This is a genomic window from Ochrobactrum teleogrylli (genome assembly GCF_006376685.1).
Lineage (GTDB): Bacteria > Pseudomonadota > Alphaproteobacteria > Rhizobiales > Rhizobiaceae > Brucella > Brucella teleogrylli.
Genome location: NZ_VEWL01000001.1, coordinates 862,841 through 877,364, shown reverse-complemented (window position 1 = coordinate 877,364; position 14,524 = coordinate 862,841). Strand labels below are relative to the sequence as shown.

The following is a 14,524-nucleotide window of genomic DNA, read 5'->3' as shown; positions in this document are numbered from 1 at the left end:
GTTGATTGTATCGTCGCGACGTGGCGCAGATTCTAACCCTTCTCCGGAAACGTCTGATCGGCAGCATCCTTGTGCTGCTGATTGTCGTTGTCGGCTGTTTTCTGATGCTGGAACTGGCGCCGGGCGATGCGGTGGACGCCTATGCCGTCAGCTTCGGCGGTGATGCGGCACAGATTGCGGAAATGCGTGCCCGCTGGGGGCTGGACCAGTCGGTCTGGCACCGGCTTGCCGCCTATATTGCCTCTCTCTTGCAGGGCAATCTTGGCTGGTCGGTCAGTTTCAACCGCCCTATCCTTGGCGTCATTCTGGAACGGCTGCCCAATACGCTGCTGCTCATGGGTGCGGCGACGGCGCTGTCCTTTGCCATCGGTACACTGCTTGGGCTTGTCGCCGGATCAAGGCCGGGTAGTTTGCGCGACCGGTTTCTGTCGGTTACCTCTCTGGTGCTCTACGCCATTCCGGGTTTCTGGCTGGCGCTGGTGCTGGTCATCCTGTTTTCGATCCGGCTGCGCTGGTTACCGTCGAGTGGCATCGAAACCATTGCATCCGGCAAGCAAGGACTGGCGCGGGCAGGCGACATAGCGCGCCATCTGGTGCTGCCGGTCATGTCGCTGGCGCTGATTTATCTGGCGCTTTATCTGCGGGTCATGCGCGCCGCGATGGCCGACATATGGCGGATGGATTTTGTGCGCGCCTTGCGGGCGCGTGGCATTTCACAACCGCGCATCGTGTTGCGCCATGTGGCGCGCAATGCGCTGTTGCCGCTCGTCACCCTGCTCGGATTGCAAGCGGCCAGCATGTTGGGCGGCAGCGTGGTGATCGAAAGCGTCTTTGCGGTTCCCGGTCTCGGACGACTGGCGCAGGAGGCCGTTGCAAGCCGCGATACGCCCTTGCTTCTGGGCGTCATTCTCACAAGCGCGATCATGGTGATCATGGTCAATTTGCTTGTCGATCTTCTCTATGTCTGGCTCGATCCGCGTATTGCCCAAAGGCCGACAGGAAAGGCCAGCGCATGACGGTTTTTCTGCGCAGTCTCAAGACGGGCGAGGGTCTGGCAGGTTCGCTCATCCTGACGATCCTCGTCGCAGCAGCACTTTTCGCGCCGCTGCTCTTTCCTGGTGATCCGCTGCGGATTGTCGCGTCTCCCTTGCTGGCACCGTTCGAAAACAGCGCCTTTCCGCTTGGCACGGACCGGCTTGGGCGCGATGTGCTGGCGGAACTTTTCCATGGCGGGCGCACCTCACTGATTGTCGGGCTTGCGGCGGCTGTGGCCTCCATCCTCGTCGGCAGCACGGTCGGCGTGCTGGCGGGTTTTGCAGGCGGGATCGTCGATGAAGTCCTGATGCGGGTTACAGAGGCGTTCCAGACTGTGCCGGGCTTTTTGCTGGCGCTGGCGCTGGTTAGTCTTGCCGGGCCGTCATTGCCGGTTCTGGTCGCCGCAATCGTACTCTCAAGCTGGACGCAGGCTGCACGGCTGACGCGCGGGCAGGTGCTGTCCATCCGCGAGCGCGACTATGTGGCCTCGGCGCGGGTCATAGGCATGCATCCGCTGGAGATCGCCTTTCGCCAGATATTGCCCAACGCCCTGCCGCCGGTTCTGGCGCTGGTGCCGGTGATCGTCGCTTCGGCCATATTGATCGAGGCCGCACTGTCCTTTCTCGGCCTTGGCGATCCGAACCGTGTCACATGGGGCGGCATGATTGCGGAAGGCCGCACGGTTCTGCGCTCCGCGCCGTGGCTTTCCATTGTGCCGGGACTGGCACTGGCGTTGACCGTCGTTGGCGTCTATCTGGCGGGCGAGGGCGTGACTGCCGCCGCGGCACGGCGCGAGGTGCAATCATGAGCCTGCTCGTGAAACTGGCTAACCTCTCGGTCACCTATGGGCGCGAAACGGCGCTGGGCAACGTTCAGCTCGATATAGAGGCGGGCAAAACGCTTGCCATTATCGGCGAAAGCGGCTCCGGAAAAAGCACGCTGGCGCTGGCGCTTGCAGGCCTTCTGCCTGCCAATGCGCGAGTATCAGGGCGGAGCGACTGGGCCGATGGGCCGATGAAGCCGGGACGCGATATCGGCTTTGTCTTTCAGGACCCGGCATCAAGCTTCGATCCGCTGATGAGCATCGGCGCGCAATTGGTCGAAACCATTCGCGCGCATGAAAAGCTGGATTACCACACCGCGAGGATGCGGGCGCTCGCACTGCTTGAGCGCGTGCATATCCCCGATGCGGAGGATAGTTTTCACCGCTACCCGCATCAGTTCTCTGGCGGGCAAAAACAGCGTATCGCGATAGCGCTCGCCATCGCCGCCAATCCGCGTGTGCTGATCGCCGACGAGCCGACAAGCGCGCTCGATACGATTGTCCAACGGGAAATCGTGGCGCTGCTGCGCAAGCTGGTGCGTGAAGACGGCATGACGCTGATCTTCATCACGCATGATATCGCACTCGCTTCCGGGCTGGCGGATCGCATCGCGGTCTTCCGCCGGGGCGCGCTGGTGGAAAGCGGCGATGTGCGCGCAATCATCGGCACACCGCAGACGGAGTATACGCGCGCACTGATTGCCGCCGTGCCTGCACTGGAGTTGGCGTCCCATGACTGAGGCTTTGTTGCAGGCGGACGGGCTGGTGGTGCACTATGGCGCTGCATTGGCGCTCGATCATGTCGGCCTTGCGGTCAACAGGGGCGAGACACTGGCGCTGGTCGGCCCGTCGGGCAGCGGCAAGTCTACGCTCGCGCGTGCCTTGCTGCGCTTGCAGCCGCTGAAGAGCGGGACAATCCGCTTTGAGGGTGAGGATTGGCTGGCATGGCAAGGTGCGGCGCTGCGCAGGCGTCGCGCAAGGATGCAGATGGTGTTTCAGGACCCGCTATCGGCTTTCAACCCTCGCGCCAGCGTGGGCGATCTTCTGCACGAACCGCTGCGCATTCATGGCATCGACCGCGATATCGCAGACCTGTTGCAAACGGTCGGGCTTGATCCAGCGTTTGCTCGGCGCGGTGTGCATGAAATTTCCGGCGGCCAGCGGCAGCGGGTGGCAATTGCCCGTGCGCTTGCGACATCCCCGTCGCTGATCGTGCTGGATGAAGCGGTTTCCGCGCTCGACGTGACCGTGCGCGGCGCAATTCTCGACTTGTTGCGGGAGATACAAAAGGCCGAGCAGACGGCTTATCTCTTCATCACCCATGATCTCGCGGTTGCTGCACAAGTGGCGGATCGCATTGCGGTGATGGAGCGCGGGCGGATTGTTGAAAACCGCCCGACGCGGGAGCTGATCCTGACACCGCAAGCGCCTGTCACCAGAGCGCTGATCGATGCGGTGCCGAGACTTGGTGATTAGGCCTTGCCGAGTTCCACCGAACGCTTGCGCGCTGCTTCAACGGCCTCGGCAACCAGCGTTTTGAGACGGTCACCGCCCATCAGCACGTCAAGCGCTGCCGCCGTGGTGCCGTTCGGGCTCGTCACCTGCTCGCGCAGTTGCGACGGGGTGTCGGTGCTGGCGTCGGCAAGCGCGCCCGCACCCATCACGGTCTGCATGGCAAGAAGTGCCGCCGTTTCGCGTGGCAGACCTGCCGTAACACCAGCATCGGTCAAGGCTTCGATGAAGTGGAACACATAGGCCGGGCCTGAACCCGAAACCGCCGTGACGGCATCCATCAGCGTTTCGTCATCGACGCTGGCGACCTTGCCCGACGTTGCGAGCAGGCGTGCGACGAACGCCTCGTTGTCGGCGGTCACATTGGCGTTCTTGAAGGTCACCATCATGCCCTTGCCGATGGCGGCAGGCGTGTTGGGCATGCAGCGGAGGATGGCGGCGTCGTTGCCCAGATGATTTTCAAACAGCGCAACCGGAATGCCAGCTGCAACGCTGACAAAGGTGGCGGCAGGCGCAAAGCGCTTATAGGCAGGCAGGACGGCGTTCATCACCTGCGGCTTGACGGCAACCAGGATCATGCGCGGCTTAAGGTCAGCAGGCAGCGCATCCGCGCTGGCATAGGCGTGAACGCCAGCGCCAGCTGCACGTTCGCGCAGCGCATCCGTCGGCTCGACGACGTGAACATCGCCAGCTTTCAGAATGCCATTGTCGAGCCAGCCTTTGAGCATGGCAAAGCCCATATTGCCGCAACCGACGAGAATTACCGTATCCTGCATATTGATTGTTCCGCCTGTCTGAATGTGTCGGCGCCGTTGCGCCAGGATTGATCAAAGCCGGTATAGCCTTCCGCCTTTGCAATCTGCAAGGCGGCGCGGCCAAATTTGATCGTTGCGCGCGGACAAAACATAAAACTGCGGAAATTATAGCTTTATTGCCCGTAAATTATTGATGCCTCATAAATTATCGACCAGTATGTCCCGACGAAATTGCATGAAAGAGCGGATAATTTGCTTATCCGCGCTGCTGTTGGAATGAGGGGCCAATGGATCCGTCTTTGACTACAGGTATTCCGCCAGCGGAGGCATTCGGTCACGTTCGCATCATCATCGGTATCATTCTGGGCCTGTGCGTATCGCGCCTGCTCACCGGCTTTGCGCGCTTCATCCAGCATCCCGGCAAACAGATAATCTATCCGGTACATCTGGCCTGGGTCGCCTTCGTGCTGTTGTCGGTGGCGCATTTCTGGTGGTTCGAGTTCGGCCTCAGAACCATTCCGCTATGGACGTTCGAAAAATATCTTTTCGTGATCTTTTATGCCGGGCTTTATTTCCTGCAATGCACGCTGCTCTTTCCCGACAGCATGGAGGAATATACCGGCTATCGCGATTATTTCATGTCACGGCGCAAATGGTTCTTCGGCATTCTGGCGTCGATCCATGTGGTGGATGTGCTCGACACATTGCTGAAAGGCGTGAATCACTATCAACTCTACGGGATCGAATATCCGATCCAGACGGTCTGCTTCATCCTGTTCAGCATCATCGCCATGTATACGGATAGCCGCCGCTATCATGGGATATTCGTCACATTCGCCTTGCTCTATCAGATCATCTTCACGCTGCGGCATTTCGCGACGCTGAACTGATCACTTCTGCCGCTCCGCATTGCGCGCGGTTTGCGCATCCACCACGGCGCGAAACTGGCGCAGGAGCGGGTGGCGCTCGGTCTGCTTGAGGCCGTAGCCAAGATTGAACGCATAATCGAAATCGGGCGGGTTCAGCCCGATATTGTGTTGCAGCATGGTCTCGATCTTGTCGAACCCCTTGGCGAAGATCGCCTCCGGGGAGGCACCGCGATTATAGTCGGTCCAAAGGTCGAGAATTTCCGCCCGCAGATCATCGGGTAAAGGCGCGCATAGCTCGATGAGATCAGCCTTTTCCCGTTCGGCGCGGCCATCATCGGCGCTTTGGTGAATGGCCGGAACATCGCCGGAAATCGCTTCGCCCAGATCATGTACGAGGCACATTTTCAGAAGGCGCAGCCGGTCGCAATCGCCAAGTTCCTTGTCGAAAAGCGTGACCAGCAGACTGAGCCGCCAGCTGTGTTCGGCAGTGCTTTCCGGGCGGCCCTCGGCAGTATGGCCGGAACGCAATGTGCTTTTCAGGCGTTCGGCTGCCTGAATGAACTCAATGATGCCCTCAAGGCGTTTCATATCGACCGGATGTTCCATTTTGGTTTGCATCGAGGGTTCCTCCAGTTGCGCATCGATATGAATCATTATGGAAAACTACAATTTTAACGGTTTGTTTGCCATGATGGATGCCATAATTCTCATGGTCTGTGATATGGGCATGATCATGGGTGGATGGTCCGGGCAAAGGGGCCAGTCAATGGGCTTGGATAGGCATCGGGAAAAAGCGATGGTTGAGCAAAAGAACAAGGGACAAGCTGCTGCCGCGCGCCCCTTATTGGCTTATGCTCCCGAGTTTCTGGCCAGGACACCGGATGTAGGGCCGACCAAGACCACTGCCGAACTGGCCGAGGAATTGCTGGCCGAGCGCGAGCATCGAAGGCGGCGTGAGGAACTTTTGCGCCGCAAGCAGGAAATGCTGGACGGCGAACCGGCTGCCCCTTCGGCGGTCCATGATCCTGCCGCCGATATGCGCCAGCGCATGAGCGCGATCAGGGCCGAATTGCAGTCCCGGCTTGAACCGGAGGAAGCGCCAAAGCTGCCGATGCCAATAGCGCCCGCCGCTGTCGCTCCGACCGCTGATACACCGCCCGCCAAACCGCGCAGGCGTTGGCGCTTGCGCTGGGGTCGCATCGTGGGTTTTACCGTGCTGGGCGGTTTGCTTGGGCTTGGTTATGCCATGCTGGAGCCACAACATTATCGCGTATCGACATCCATGCAGGTGTTTCCTTCCGAACGTCGCAGCGAGATTGCATCCGAAGCGGTGCTGAACCGCGCCGCGCAACTGGCGCATATCCAGTCGCCACGAGATTTCGGGCCGCCGCCGCTTCTCGATCAACTGCGGCAAACCCTTGCCCGGTTCACCACAGCCGAAGGCGAGGCTGCGCCCGCAGCACAGGCCGCGCAAACGGGTGCGGCCATTCTGCGCCCGCATCTGGAATTTTCGCAGGCGCTCGATAGCGGCATCGTCACGGTCGAGGTGAAGGCCGCGAAGCCGGAAACAGCAGTGGCGGTTGCCAATGCGGTGACACAGGCCTTCCGTGACCAGCTGACGGGCAGCACGGGCGCGCCGGATGCCGGTCTGCCCGAGCGATTGCAGGCTCTGGAAGCTGATGCGACTGCGGTTAAGGCGGCGGTTGAAGCGTTCCGCGCCAGCCGGAATTTCGGCGACGGCGACCAGGCGGCGCTTGAAAAGGCCTTTGCCGAGGCCAAGGCCGAAACGGCGCGGATTGGCGCCGAGGCTGGCCGCTTGAGCAGCATGACGGCGGAAAGCCTGTTGCGGGATGGCCTGCCGGAAGATATGCGTTCCGGCGCGCTGGGCCGGCTGGTCGAACAATATCGCGCAGCCGGGCAAAGCGAAGCGGCCAAAAGCCTTGCCACTGAAATCGATACGGAAATCGCCAATCAGCGCAGTCTGATTCAGGCAGATTTGCGCAAAGCCGTTGAAAACGAGCAGAAGGCGGCATCGGCCATGACCGGGCTGAATGCGCCTCCAGCTAGCGATGAAGACCGCAATCGTCTGCAAGCGATGCAGCGCGATCTGGCGGCGCGGCAGGCGCTTTATGAAGATGCGCAAATGCGCGCGGCGCAAGGCGACATGAGCACCCTGTCGGCGACGGGTGCCGCGGTGCGCCTTGTTCCGCCCGCCAAGGATTCATACGGCTGGCGCGGCGTGTCCTTGCAGACTTCGGTTCTGGCCGGACTGCTCGGCGGCCTCTGGCTTGGTCTGTTTTCGTGCCTGTTCGGAAACAAGCACGCGCCCGTTGCAGAAAAGCGGGGGCGGGAGGAGCCGGAAGTCGACGACGTGCTTGAGACCTATGGCGAAACGCGGCTTGCCGCCGTCATTCGAGAAGCGAACGAGCGCTGGGAAGTCGAAAACAATCGCGCCCATACAGCCGCAGAAGCGGATGAATTGCAGCGCACCATCGACGACGTGCGCGCAAACCGTGGCGTCCGGTTCTGAAACTTCTGAAATCCTGCCCTGATTTTCGCCTTTGTCGCGTATTCGGTAATTGTCATCGGGCGTCATGACGCTTATTGGCATGTATGCCCGACGGATGTGATGTATCTCCCAGACATTCCGCTCCGTTATTTCGCAAAGCCGATATTTCGAAAAGAAAGAAGCGCTCGCTATGGCCCAGTTGATCGATGGCAAGAAGCTCGCCGAGGATGTGGTTTCCACGGTGAAGACCGAAACCGAAAAGCTCGTTGCAGCGACCGGCGTGGTTCCCGGTATTGCCGTGGTGATCGTGGGTGAAGACCCGGCGAGCCAGGTCTATGTCGCCTCCAAGGGCCGCAAGGCCAAGGAATGCGGCTTCCATTCCATCCAGCACGATCTGCCGGACACCGCCTCTGAGCAGGAGCTTCTCGACCTGATCGAAAGCCTCAATAACGATCCGGCGATTCACGGCATTCTGGTGCAGCTGCCGCTGCCGAAACACATTGATTCAGGCCGCGTCATCCAGACCATTTCGCCTGACAAGGACGTGGATGGCTTCCACTTCATCAATGTCGGCAAGCTCGGCACTGGCGAGGTCGATACGGCGTTCGTGCCCTGCACACCAGCCGGGGCGATGATCATGATCGAGCGCGTTCACGGACGCGATCTTTCCGGCCTCAATGCCGTGGTGATCGGTCGCTCCAATATTGTCGGCAAGCCGATGTTCAATCTGCTGCTCGCCGCCAATGCAACGGTCACGGTTGCTCATAGCCGCACCAAGGACCTGCCGGCGATTGCACGCACGGCGGATATTCTGGTTGCAGCCGTTGGCCGTCCGCAGATGGTCAAGGGCGATTGGGTCAAGCCCGGCGCGACGGTGATCGATGTCGGTATCAACCGCATCCCGGCACCGGAAAGAGGCGAGGGCAAAACCCGTCTTGTCGGCGATGTCGATTTTACGGATGCAGAAAAAGTTGCAGGCGCAATCACGCCGGTTCCGGGCGGCGTCGGCCCAATGACCATCGCCATGCTGATGGCCAACACGCTGACGGCGGCCTGCCGCAGTGCTGGCGTAAAAAAGCCCGTTTTTTGACATAATTGAGAGGCGTTTTCGCGCCTCGTTCCCGCAATTTGATGCGATTTGAAAGGCAAAGCGGTGCAAAACCCGCTTTGCCTTAATTGCTTCAGAACACCGAAGCGCCTTCATCGGCCCGCCCGGCAATCTGCCGGAAGGCGCGGAACAATTCACGCCCCATGCCATGTTCGTTGGCGGAAAGGTCGGGGCGTTCTTCCAGCCGGGCGTCGAATGTCGCGTGATTGATCAAAACTTCCAGCGTACCATTGACGGCATCCAGGCGGACAACATCGCCGTTGCGGATTTTGCCGATAGCGCCGCCATCGAGTGCTTCCGGCGTGACGTGGATTGCGGACGGCACCTTGCCCGATGCACCCGACAAGCGACCATCGGTGACAAGCGCCACGCGCTGGCCGCGATCCTGCAAGATGCCGAGAACGGTCATCAGCTTGTGCAGTTCCGGCATGCCATTGGCCTTCGGTCCCTGATAGCGAACCACCGCAATGAAATCGCCGGTCAGGTCGCCCGCCTTGAAGGCAGCCTGCAATTCGGCCTGATCGTTGAAGACCTTGGCGGGCGCTTCGATCACATGGCGTTCCGGCTTCACGGCGGAAACCTTGATGATGGCATTGCCGATATTGCCGGTCAGAACCTTGATACCGCCGCTCGGCTGGAAAGGCGCATGGATTTTCGCCAGTACCTTGTCGTCGCCGCTCTTTTCGGGGACGGGTTCGCGCAGAACCGTGCCATCGGCACCGAGCTTCGGCTCAATGGCGTAAGGACGCAAACCCTCGCCCCAAACGGTGCGCACATCTTCATGAAGGATGCCGCCGTCCAGAAGCTCGCGGATGAGGAAGCCCATGCCGCCTGCGGCATGGAAATGGTTCACATCGGCAAGACCGTTCGGATAGACGCGGGCGAGCAGCGGCACCACGTCCGAAATCTCGGAAATATCGTGCCAGGTCAGCTTGATGCCCGCCGCCGCCGCCATCGCGATCAGATGGATCGTATGGTTGGTCGAACCGCCGGTGGCATTGAGGCCAATGATGCCATTGACGAAAGAACGTTCGTCCAGCATTTCGCCGACAGGCGTATATTCATTGCCGCAGGCGGTGATGGCGAGCGCGCGCCTGGCGGCTTCACGTGTCAGCGCGTCGCGCAGCGGCGTGCCCGGATTGATGAAGGATGCGCCCGGCAGATGCAGGCCCATGATTTCCATCAGCATCTGGTTGGAATTAGCCGTGCCGTAGAAGGTGCAGGTGCCGGGACCGTGATAGGACTTCGATTCCGATTCCAGCAGTTCCGCGCGCCCGACCTTGCCTTCGGCATAAAGCTGGCGGGTCTTGGCCTTCTCGTCATTCGGCAGGCCGCTGGTCATTGGACCGGCAGGAACGAAGACCGCAGGCAGGTGCCCGAAAGTCAGCGCGCCAATGATGAGGCCCGGCACGATCTTGTCGCAGACGCCAAGATAAACGGCGGCATCGAACATGTCGTGCGACAGGCCGACAGCTGCTGCCATGGCAATGACTTCACGCGAGAAAAGCGACAGTTCCATCCCCGCGAAACCTTGGGTGACACCATCGCACATGGCAGGTACGCCGCCCGCCACCTGCGCCACGCCGCCCGCATCGCGGGCCGCCTGCTTGATCAGCTGCGGGAAGGTTTCGAACGGCTGATGCGCCGAGAGCATGTCGTTATAGGCGGTGATGATACCCAGATTGAGCACTTCGTCGCCAGTCAACGCCGCCTTGTCATGCGGCCCGCAGGCCGCAAAACCATGAGCCAGATTGGCGCAGGCCAGAACCGTTCGGTTCGGTTTTTTCAACGCCGCCTCGCGCACGCGGCCAATATAGGCCTCGCGGGTCGGTTTGGAGCGTTCGCGAATGCGCGCGGTGATTTCCTGAATGCGTTTGTGAGCGGATTGCATGGGCATGGGTATCACCTGTGCCAATCTGGCCTGAATAGAATTAACTGGTCCAGTAAAGCTGGATGGGGGTGCGGGCATGGTGGAAAACCGCCCGTACCGGCATTTCATGTTCGTCGTCGCCGGACAGCGCCTTTTCCAGCGTCGCCTGCTTGGCCGCGCCTTCGATGTGCAGCACCAGCATGTCGGCCTCTGCAACCAGTGGCAGGGTCAGCGTCAGGCGCTTTTCACCAGCACCTTCGGCATGGATTGGCAGAACGAGCGCCCGCGTTGCCGGGTCGATCGCCTGATCGAGCCGGTCGGCATTGGGGAAGAATGAAGCGGTATGACCGTCATTACCCATGCCAAGCACCACCACGTCAAAGGGACGGCGCAATGCGTCGATGCGGCTGGCCGCGGCCAGCGCCGCCGTTTCGGCCGTCGCCGCCGGATTATAGAGGCCGACGAATTTGGCCACGCCCGCATGATCGCGCAAAAGATGGTCGCGGACCAGCTTTTCGTTGGAACGATCGCTGTCTGTGGCCACGAAACGCTCGTCAACGAGGGTGATCGTGACGAGGTTCCAGTCGATCATCTTGCGCGACAGCACTTCGAACAGCCTCAGCGGCGTGGTGCCGCCGGAGACGGCGAGCGTCGCCTGTCCCCGCTCAGCGATTGCGGCAGCCAGCTTGATTGCAATTGCCTCCGAGAGCGCTTGCGCCAGTTCCGTTCCGCTGGTGAAATCGTGCCGTTCGATGGTCATGCTGTTCCTTTCAGGGTCCTTTATAACGTTTCGTGCCAGGTGCGACCGTCGCGTTCGATCAATGCGATGGACGACGATGGCCCCCACGTTCCTGCGGTGTAACCCTGGACCGGCTGACTGTTCAACTCCCATCCCTGAAGGATCGGATCGACCCAGCGCCATGCGGCCTCGACTTCGTCGCGACGCATGAACAGGGTCTGATTGCCGCGAACCACATCCATGATCAGCCGTTCATAGGCGTCCGGATTGCGCTCGTTGAAGGATTCGGCAAAGCTCATATCGAGCGGAACGTGACGCAGGCGCATGCCGCCCGGGCCCGGATCCTTGATCATCAGCCACTGCTTGACGCCTTCATCGGGCTGCAGGCGGATGACGAGCTGATTGGCAATGACCTTGCCAGCACTTTCACCGAAGATCGAATGCGGAATTGGCTTGAAGGTCACGACGATTTCCGAAACGCGGGTCGCCAGACGCTTGCCTGTGCGCAGATAGAACGGCACGCCCGCCCAACGCCAGTTGGCAATTTCGGCCTTCAACGCCACGAAGGTTTCCGTGTTGCTGGTGTCGCTTTCGAGGTCTTCGAGATATCCGCGTACCGCTCCGCCCGCCGAAGCGCCCGCGCGATACTGGCCACGCACGGTCACATCCTCGACATTGGCATTGGTGATGGGCTTGAGCGAGCGCAGCACCTTGACCTTTTCGTCATGCACCGCGTCCGCTTCAATCGACGAAGGCGGTTCCATGGCCACAAGGCAGAGCAGCTGGAGAATATGGTTCTGCACCATGTCGCGCAGTGCGCCGGCCGTGTTGTAATAACCGGCGCGACCTTCAAGGCCGACGGCTTCGGCAACGGTGATCTGCACATGGTCGATATGGGCTGAGTTCCAAAGCGGTTCATAAAGCGCATTGGCAAAGCGCAGCGCCATCAGGTTCTGCACCGTTTCCTTGCCCAGATAGTGGTCGATACGGAAAATCTGGTCTTCACGGAACACGCTGCCCAGCGTGTCGTTGAGCGCCATTGCCGAATCCAGATCGCGGCCAATCGGCTTTTCAACGATGATGCGGGTGTCGCGGGTGATGAGGCCATGGCTCTTCAGGCGCGTGGCGATATCGCCGAACAGGGTCGGGCTGACCGCCAGATAAAAGGCGCGAATCTTTTCCGGCTTTTTGCCGATCAGGGTCTTGAGGGCATCCCAGCCCTCTTCGGACTTGGCGTCGACAGCGACATAGCTGAGACGGGTCAGAAATTCTTCGATCTGCTTTTCATCGATTTCGGCAGGCTTGACGTGCTCATGAATGGCATCGCGCGCAAACTTCCGATATTCCTCATCGGTCATGGGGCTGCGCGAAGCGCCGATAATGCGCGTCGGGTCGGAGAGCTGGCCTGCACGCTGCCGCTGATACAATGCCGGGATCAGTTTGCGTTCGGCTAGGTCGCCCGAGCCGCCAAAAACGATGCAGTCGAAAGGCTCTACCGGAATAGTCTGGCTGGTCATCTGTCGCTCTCTTCTTTCGTTCGCGCAAATCAGTCTGATGCTTCGATTCTAAAATTCATATGGCTTGGGATGCAGCCTACGTGACGAATTCCAGAAGCGAAAGGACACCACAGACTTAATAAACTCTCGTCGGGTTTTCAGGTTCTATATCACTGAACGCGGAGGTCATTCAGATGACCGAAACCTCGAATCCACCAAACGATCACAGCTTACTATGACAGGGGTGCCATATGCGCGGACCCTGTTTATAATTTAATCGATTTAAATTCAATGGCTGTGTTGCCCGATATCGATAAAAGATAAGCGGGGTGGCGATCTCAATAACGTGATGGGTGCAGGAGGAGGGGCTGCTTGAATGCCAAAGACGCGATAATCGACAGATAGCAGCGCCATCTTCAAAGGCTGGAGAGCGCGATCTGGTAGAGCTTTGGCTATGGCAATGTATTGCCTGTTACGTATTACAAATTTCGGATGGGTAAATACGAATCGGAGATTTCTCTCTTCTTCATATTCCAAGTAATATCTGTAAATTTAATAATCTAACATTTCTATTTTCGTTTGAAACATCGTTCAAAGCATTCTAAATATATTTTCATTTCACATTTGTATTGTATTTCTTTATCCTGTACTGTAGAGCACCTACTCTCTGCAACGTCCGTGCATGTTGAAACGAGCTCACGCTGAGTGGGGCATAACAGGAGCGACGGTCTGTCAGCAAAGGCAGGCGTCGCTAGAAACGTTATAAATAATAAAATACGTTTCATTTTAAATATCCCTATGATTGGCAATGTAATAATATCATAAAGTTGGCTTTCAGATACTGCGGAATATCGGGGGCTACTTAGTGTTAAATAGATTTATTAAATTGATGTTTTAGATAAACAGATTTCAATTTGAAACCGCTTCTGGCTGTGGTGATGCTGTAGACATTATCCCCTTGGCCCGGGCATAGATTTGAACAACAATCGTGTTTCAAGTGATTTGCACACAAAGTCTGAAACGGCTTTGTCAAAGGAGAATGACATGAAGACGCTGCAGGATAAGGTCGCAATCATCACCGGTGCCGGATCGGGTTTCGGTTCAGGCATGGCGCACCGATTTGCAGCCGAAGGCGCGAAAGTCGTGCTGGCTGACGTGAATGTGAAGCGCGTGGAAGACGAGCTGGCGCATATCGGCAAGAATGCGCTGTCCGTTCAGGCGGATGTGTCGCGCAAGGACGATGTGGAGCGCGTGGCGCGTGCGGCCTTCGAGGCCTTCGGGCGCATCGACATCATGGTCAACAATGCCGGTTTCACGCATCGCAACATGCCATTGACCGAGGTGGATGAGCACAATTTCGATCTCATCCATGCCGTCAACATGAAGGCGCTTTATTATTCGACGCAGATCGTCGTGCCGATCATGGAGCATCAGGGCGGCGGCGTCATCATCAACACTGCTTCGGCGACCGCGCTGCGCCCGCGCAAGGGGCTGGTCTGGTATAGCGCGTCCAAGGGCTGGATCATCAGCGCCACCAAGGCGATGGCGCTGGAACTGGCCAACAAGAATATTCGCGTCAATTGCATCTGCCCGGCGGAAAGCGACAGTGAAGCGCTGAAGCTGTTTCTGGAAGACGATACGCCGCAAGCGCGTGAAGCCTTGAAAGCAACCATCCCGCTCGATCGCTTTTCGACGCCGGAAGATGTTGCCGAAGCTGCCCTTTGGCTCGCATCCGACTCCGCCGCGATGGTCACGGGGACGGCGCTGAGTGTCGACGGCGGCTATTCTATTTAGCTGCCGTTTCCATC

The 14,524-nt window shown here is 59.0% G+C and carries 13 protein-coding genes; 8 read left to right on the top strand and 5 right to left on the bottom strand.

Annotated features, from left to right (window positions below):
* Positions 1-5: 5 nt before the first annotated feature.
* From FIC94_RS03900 to FIC94_RS03885, 4 genes are read left to right on the top strand one after another with little or no spacing between them, the layout of a single operon-like run.
* Positions 6-1,016: an ABC transporter permease gene (locus FIC94_RS03900; RefSeq protein WP_140023978.1), complete on the top strand. Its 1,011-nt coding sequence runs from the start codon at positions 6-8 to the stop codon at positions 1,014-1,016.
* Positions 1,013-1,843, top strand: a complete 831-nt coding sequence (locus FIC94_RS03895; protein WP_140023977.1) for an ABC transporter permease — start codon at positions 1,013-1,015, stop codon at positions 1,841-1,843. The genes FIC94_RS03900 and FIC94_RS03895 overlap by 4 nt, the downstream gene beginning before the upstream one ends.
* Positions 1,840-2,598 (top strand): ATP-binding cassette domain-containing protein, encoded by a 759-nt coding sequence (locus FIC94_RS03890; RefSeq protein WP_140023976.1) that lies wholly within the window; start codon positions 1,840-1,842, stop codon positions 2,596-2,598. Before FIC94_RS03895 ends, FIC94_RS03890 begins: the two co-directional genes overlap by 4 nt.
* Positions 2,591-3,334, top strand: a complete 744-nt coding sequence (locus FIC94_RS03885; RefSeq protein WP_140023975.1) for an ABC transporter ATP-binding protein — start codon at positions 2,591-2,593, stop codon at positions 3,332-3,334. The genes FIC94_RS03890 and FIC94_RS03885 overlap by 8 nt, the downstream gene beginning before the upstream one ends.
* Here the strand turns inward: FIC94_RS03885 and proC are convergent.
* Complete coding sequence (gene proC / locus FIC94_RS03880; protein ID WP_109367016.1) at positions 3,331-4,146, bottom strand: pyrroline-5-carboxylate reductase; 816 nt, start codon at positions 4,144-4,146, stop codon at positions 3,331-3,333. The two genes, FIC94_RS03885 and proC, sit on opposite strands and share 4 nt — an antisense overlap.
* A gap of 266 nt (positions 4,147-4,412) precedes the next feature.
* Here proC and FIC94_RS03875 point away from each other — a divergent pair, with 266 nt between their 5' ends.
* Entirely contained in the window at positions 4,413-5,015 is a 603-nt protein-coding gene (locus FIC94_RS03875; RefSeq protein ID WP_140023974.1) for a hypothetical protein, read from the top strand.
* Here FIC94_RS03875 and FIC94_RS03870 read toward each other — a convergent pair whose 3' ends face one another.
* A complete protein-coding gene (locus FIC94_RS03870) occupies positions 5,016-5,612 on the bottom strand; it encodes an HD domain-containing protein (protein WP_140023973.1) in 597 nt (198 codons plus the stop codon).
* 178 nt (positions 5,613-5,790) lie between these two features.
* Here FIC94_RS03870 and FIC94_RS03865 point away from each other — a divergent pair, with 178 nt between their 5' ends.
* Together FIC94_RS03865 and folD are read left to right on the top strand one after the other, a co-directional pair.
* Positions 5,791-7,524 carry a GumC domain-containing protein gene (locus FIC94_RS03865; protein WP_140023972.1) on the top strand — a complete coding sequence of 578 codons (1,734 nt, stop codon included), beginning with the start codon at positions 5,791-5,793 and terminating at the stop codon, positions 7,522-7,524.
* 169 nt (positions 7,525-7,693) lie between these two features.
* Positions 7,694-8,593 carry a bifunctional methylenetetrahydrofolate dehydrogenase/methenyltetrahydrofolate cyclohydrolase FolD gene (gene folD / locus FIC94_RS03860; protein WP_140023971.1) on the top strand — a complete coding sequence of 300 codons (900 nt, stop codon included), beginning with the start codon at positions 7,694-7,696 and terminating at the stop codon, positions 8,591-8,593.
* A gap of 91 nt (positions 8,594-8,684) precedes the next feature.
* Here the strand turns inward: folD and edd are convergent, their stop codons facing one another.
* Genes edd through zwf form a run of 3 tightly spaced genes read right to left on the bottom strand, consistent with a single transcriptional unit; the run spans position 8,685 to position 12,737 of the window.
* Entirely contained in the window at positions 8,685-10,508 is a 1,824-nt protein-coding gene (gene edd, locus FIC94_RS03855) for a phosphogluconate dehydratase (RefSeq protein WP_140023970.1), read from the bottom strand.
* Between the two features lie 34 nt (positions 10,509-10,542).
* A complete protein-coding gene (pgl, locus tag FIC94_RS03850) occupies positions 10,543-11,241 on the bottom strand; it encodes a 6-phosphogluconolactonase (RefSeq protein ID WP_109367021.1) in 699 nt (232 codons plus the stop codon).
* Positions 11,242-11,261: 20 nt separating this feature from the next.
* On the bottom strand, positions 11,262-12,737 hold the full coding sequence (zwf, locus tag FIC94_RS03845) for a glucose-6-phosphate dehydrogenase (protein WP_109367022.1): 1,476 nt from the start codon (positions 12,735-12,737) through the stop codon (positions 11,262-11,264).
* A gap of 1,023 nt (positions 12,738-13,760) precedes the next feature.
* Between zwf and FIC94_RS03840 the strand changes: the two genes are divergently transcribed.
* Positions 13,761-14,510 carry an SDR family oxidoreductase gene (locus FIC94_RS03840; protein ID WP_140023969.1) on the top strand — a complete coding sequence of 250 codons (750 nt, stop codon included), beginning with the start codon at positions 13,761-13,763 and terminating at the stop codon, positions 14,508-14,510.
* Positions 14,511-14,524 lie beyond the last annotated feature (14 nt).

Bases quoted from the DNA above. Each gene is read 5' to 3' on its own strand.
- FIC94_RS03895 (WP_140023977.1), top strand. From the start codon at position 1,013: ATGACGGTTTTTCTGCGCAGTCTCAAGACGGGCGAGGGTCTGGCAGGT.
- FIC94_RS03890 (WP_140023976.1), top strand. From the start codon at position 1,840: ATGAGCCTGCTCGTGAAACTGGCTAACCTCTCGGTCACCTATGGGCGC.
- FIC94_RS03885 (WP_140023975.1), top strand. From the start codon at position 2,591: ATGACTGAGGCTTTGTTGCAGGCGGACGGGCTGGTGGTGCACTATGGC.
- proC (WP_109367016.1), bottom strand. From the start codon at position 4,146: ATGCAGGATACGGTAATTCTCGTCGGTTGCGGCAATATGGGCTTTGCC.
- FIC94_RS03875 (WP_140023974.1), top strand. From the start codon at position 4,413: ATGGATCCGTCTTTGACTACAGGTATTCCGCCAGCGGAGGCATTCGGT.
- FIC94_RS03870 (WP_140023973.1), bottom strand. From the start codon at position 5,612: ATGCAAACCAAAATGGAACATCCGGTCGATATGAAACGCCTTGAGGGC.
- FIC94_RS03865 (WP_140023972.1), top strand. From the start codon at position 5,791: ATGGTTGAGCAAAAGAACAAGGGACAAGCTGCTGCCGCGCGCCCCTTA.
- folD (WP_140023971.1), top strand. From the start codon at position 7,694: ATGGCCCAGTTGATCGATGGCAAGAAGCTCGCCGAGGATGTGGTTTCC.
- edd (WP_140023970.1), bottom strand. From the start codon at position 10,508: ATGCCCATGCAATCCGCTCACAAACGCATTCAGGAAATCACCGCGCGC.
- pgl (WP_109367021.1), bottom strand. From the start codon at position 11,241: ATGACCATCGAACGGCACGATTTCACCAGCGGAACGGAACTGGCGCAA.
- zwf (WP_109367022.1), bottom strand. From the start codon at position 12,737: ATGACCAGCCAGACTATTCCGGTAGAGCCTTTCGACTGCATCGTTTTT.
- FIC94_RS03840 (WP_140023969.1), top strand. From the start codon at position 13,761: ATGAAGACGCTGCAGGATAAGGTCGCAATCATCACCGGTGCCGGATCG.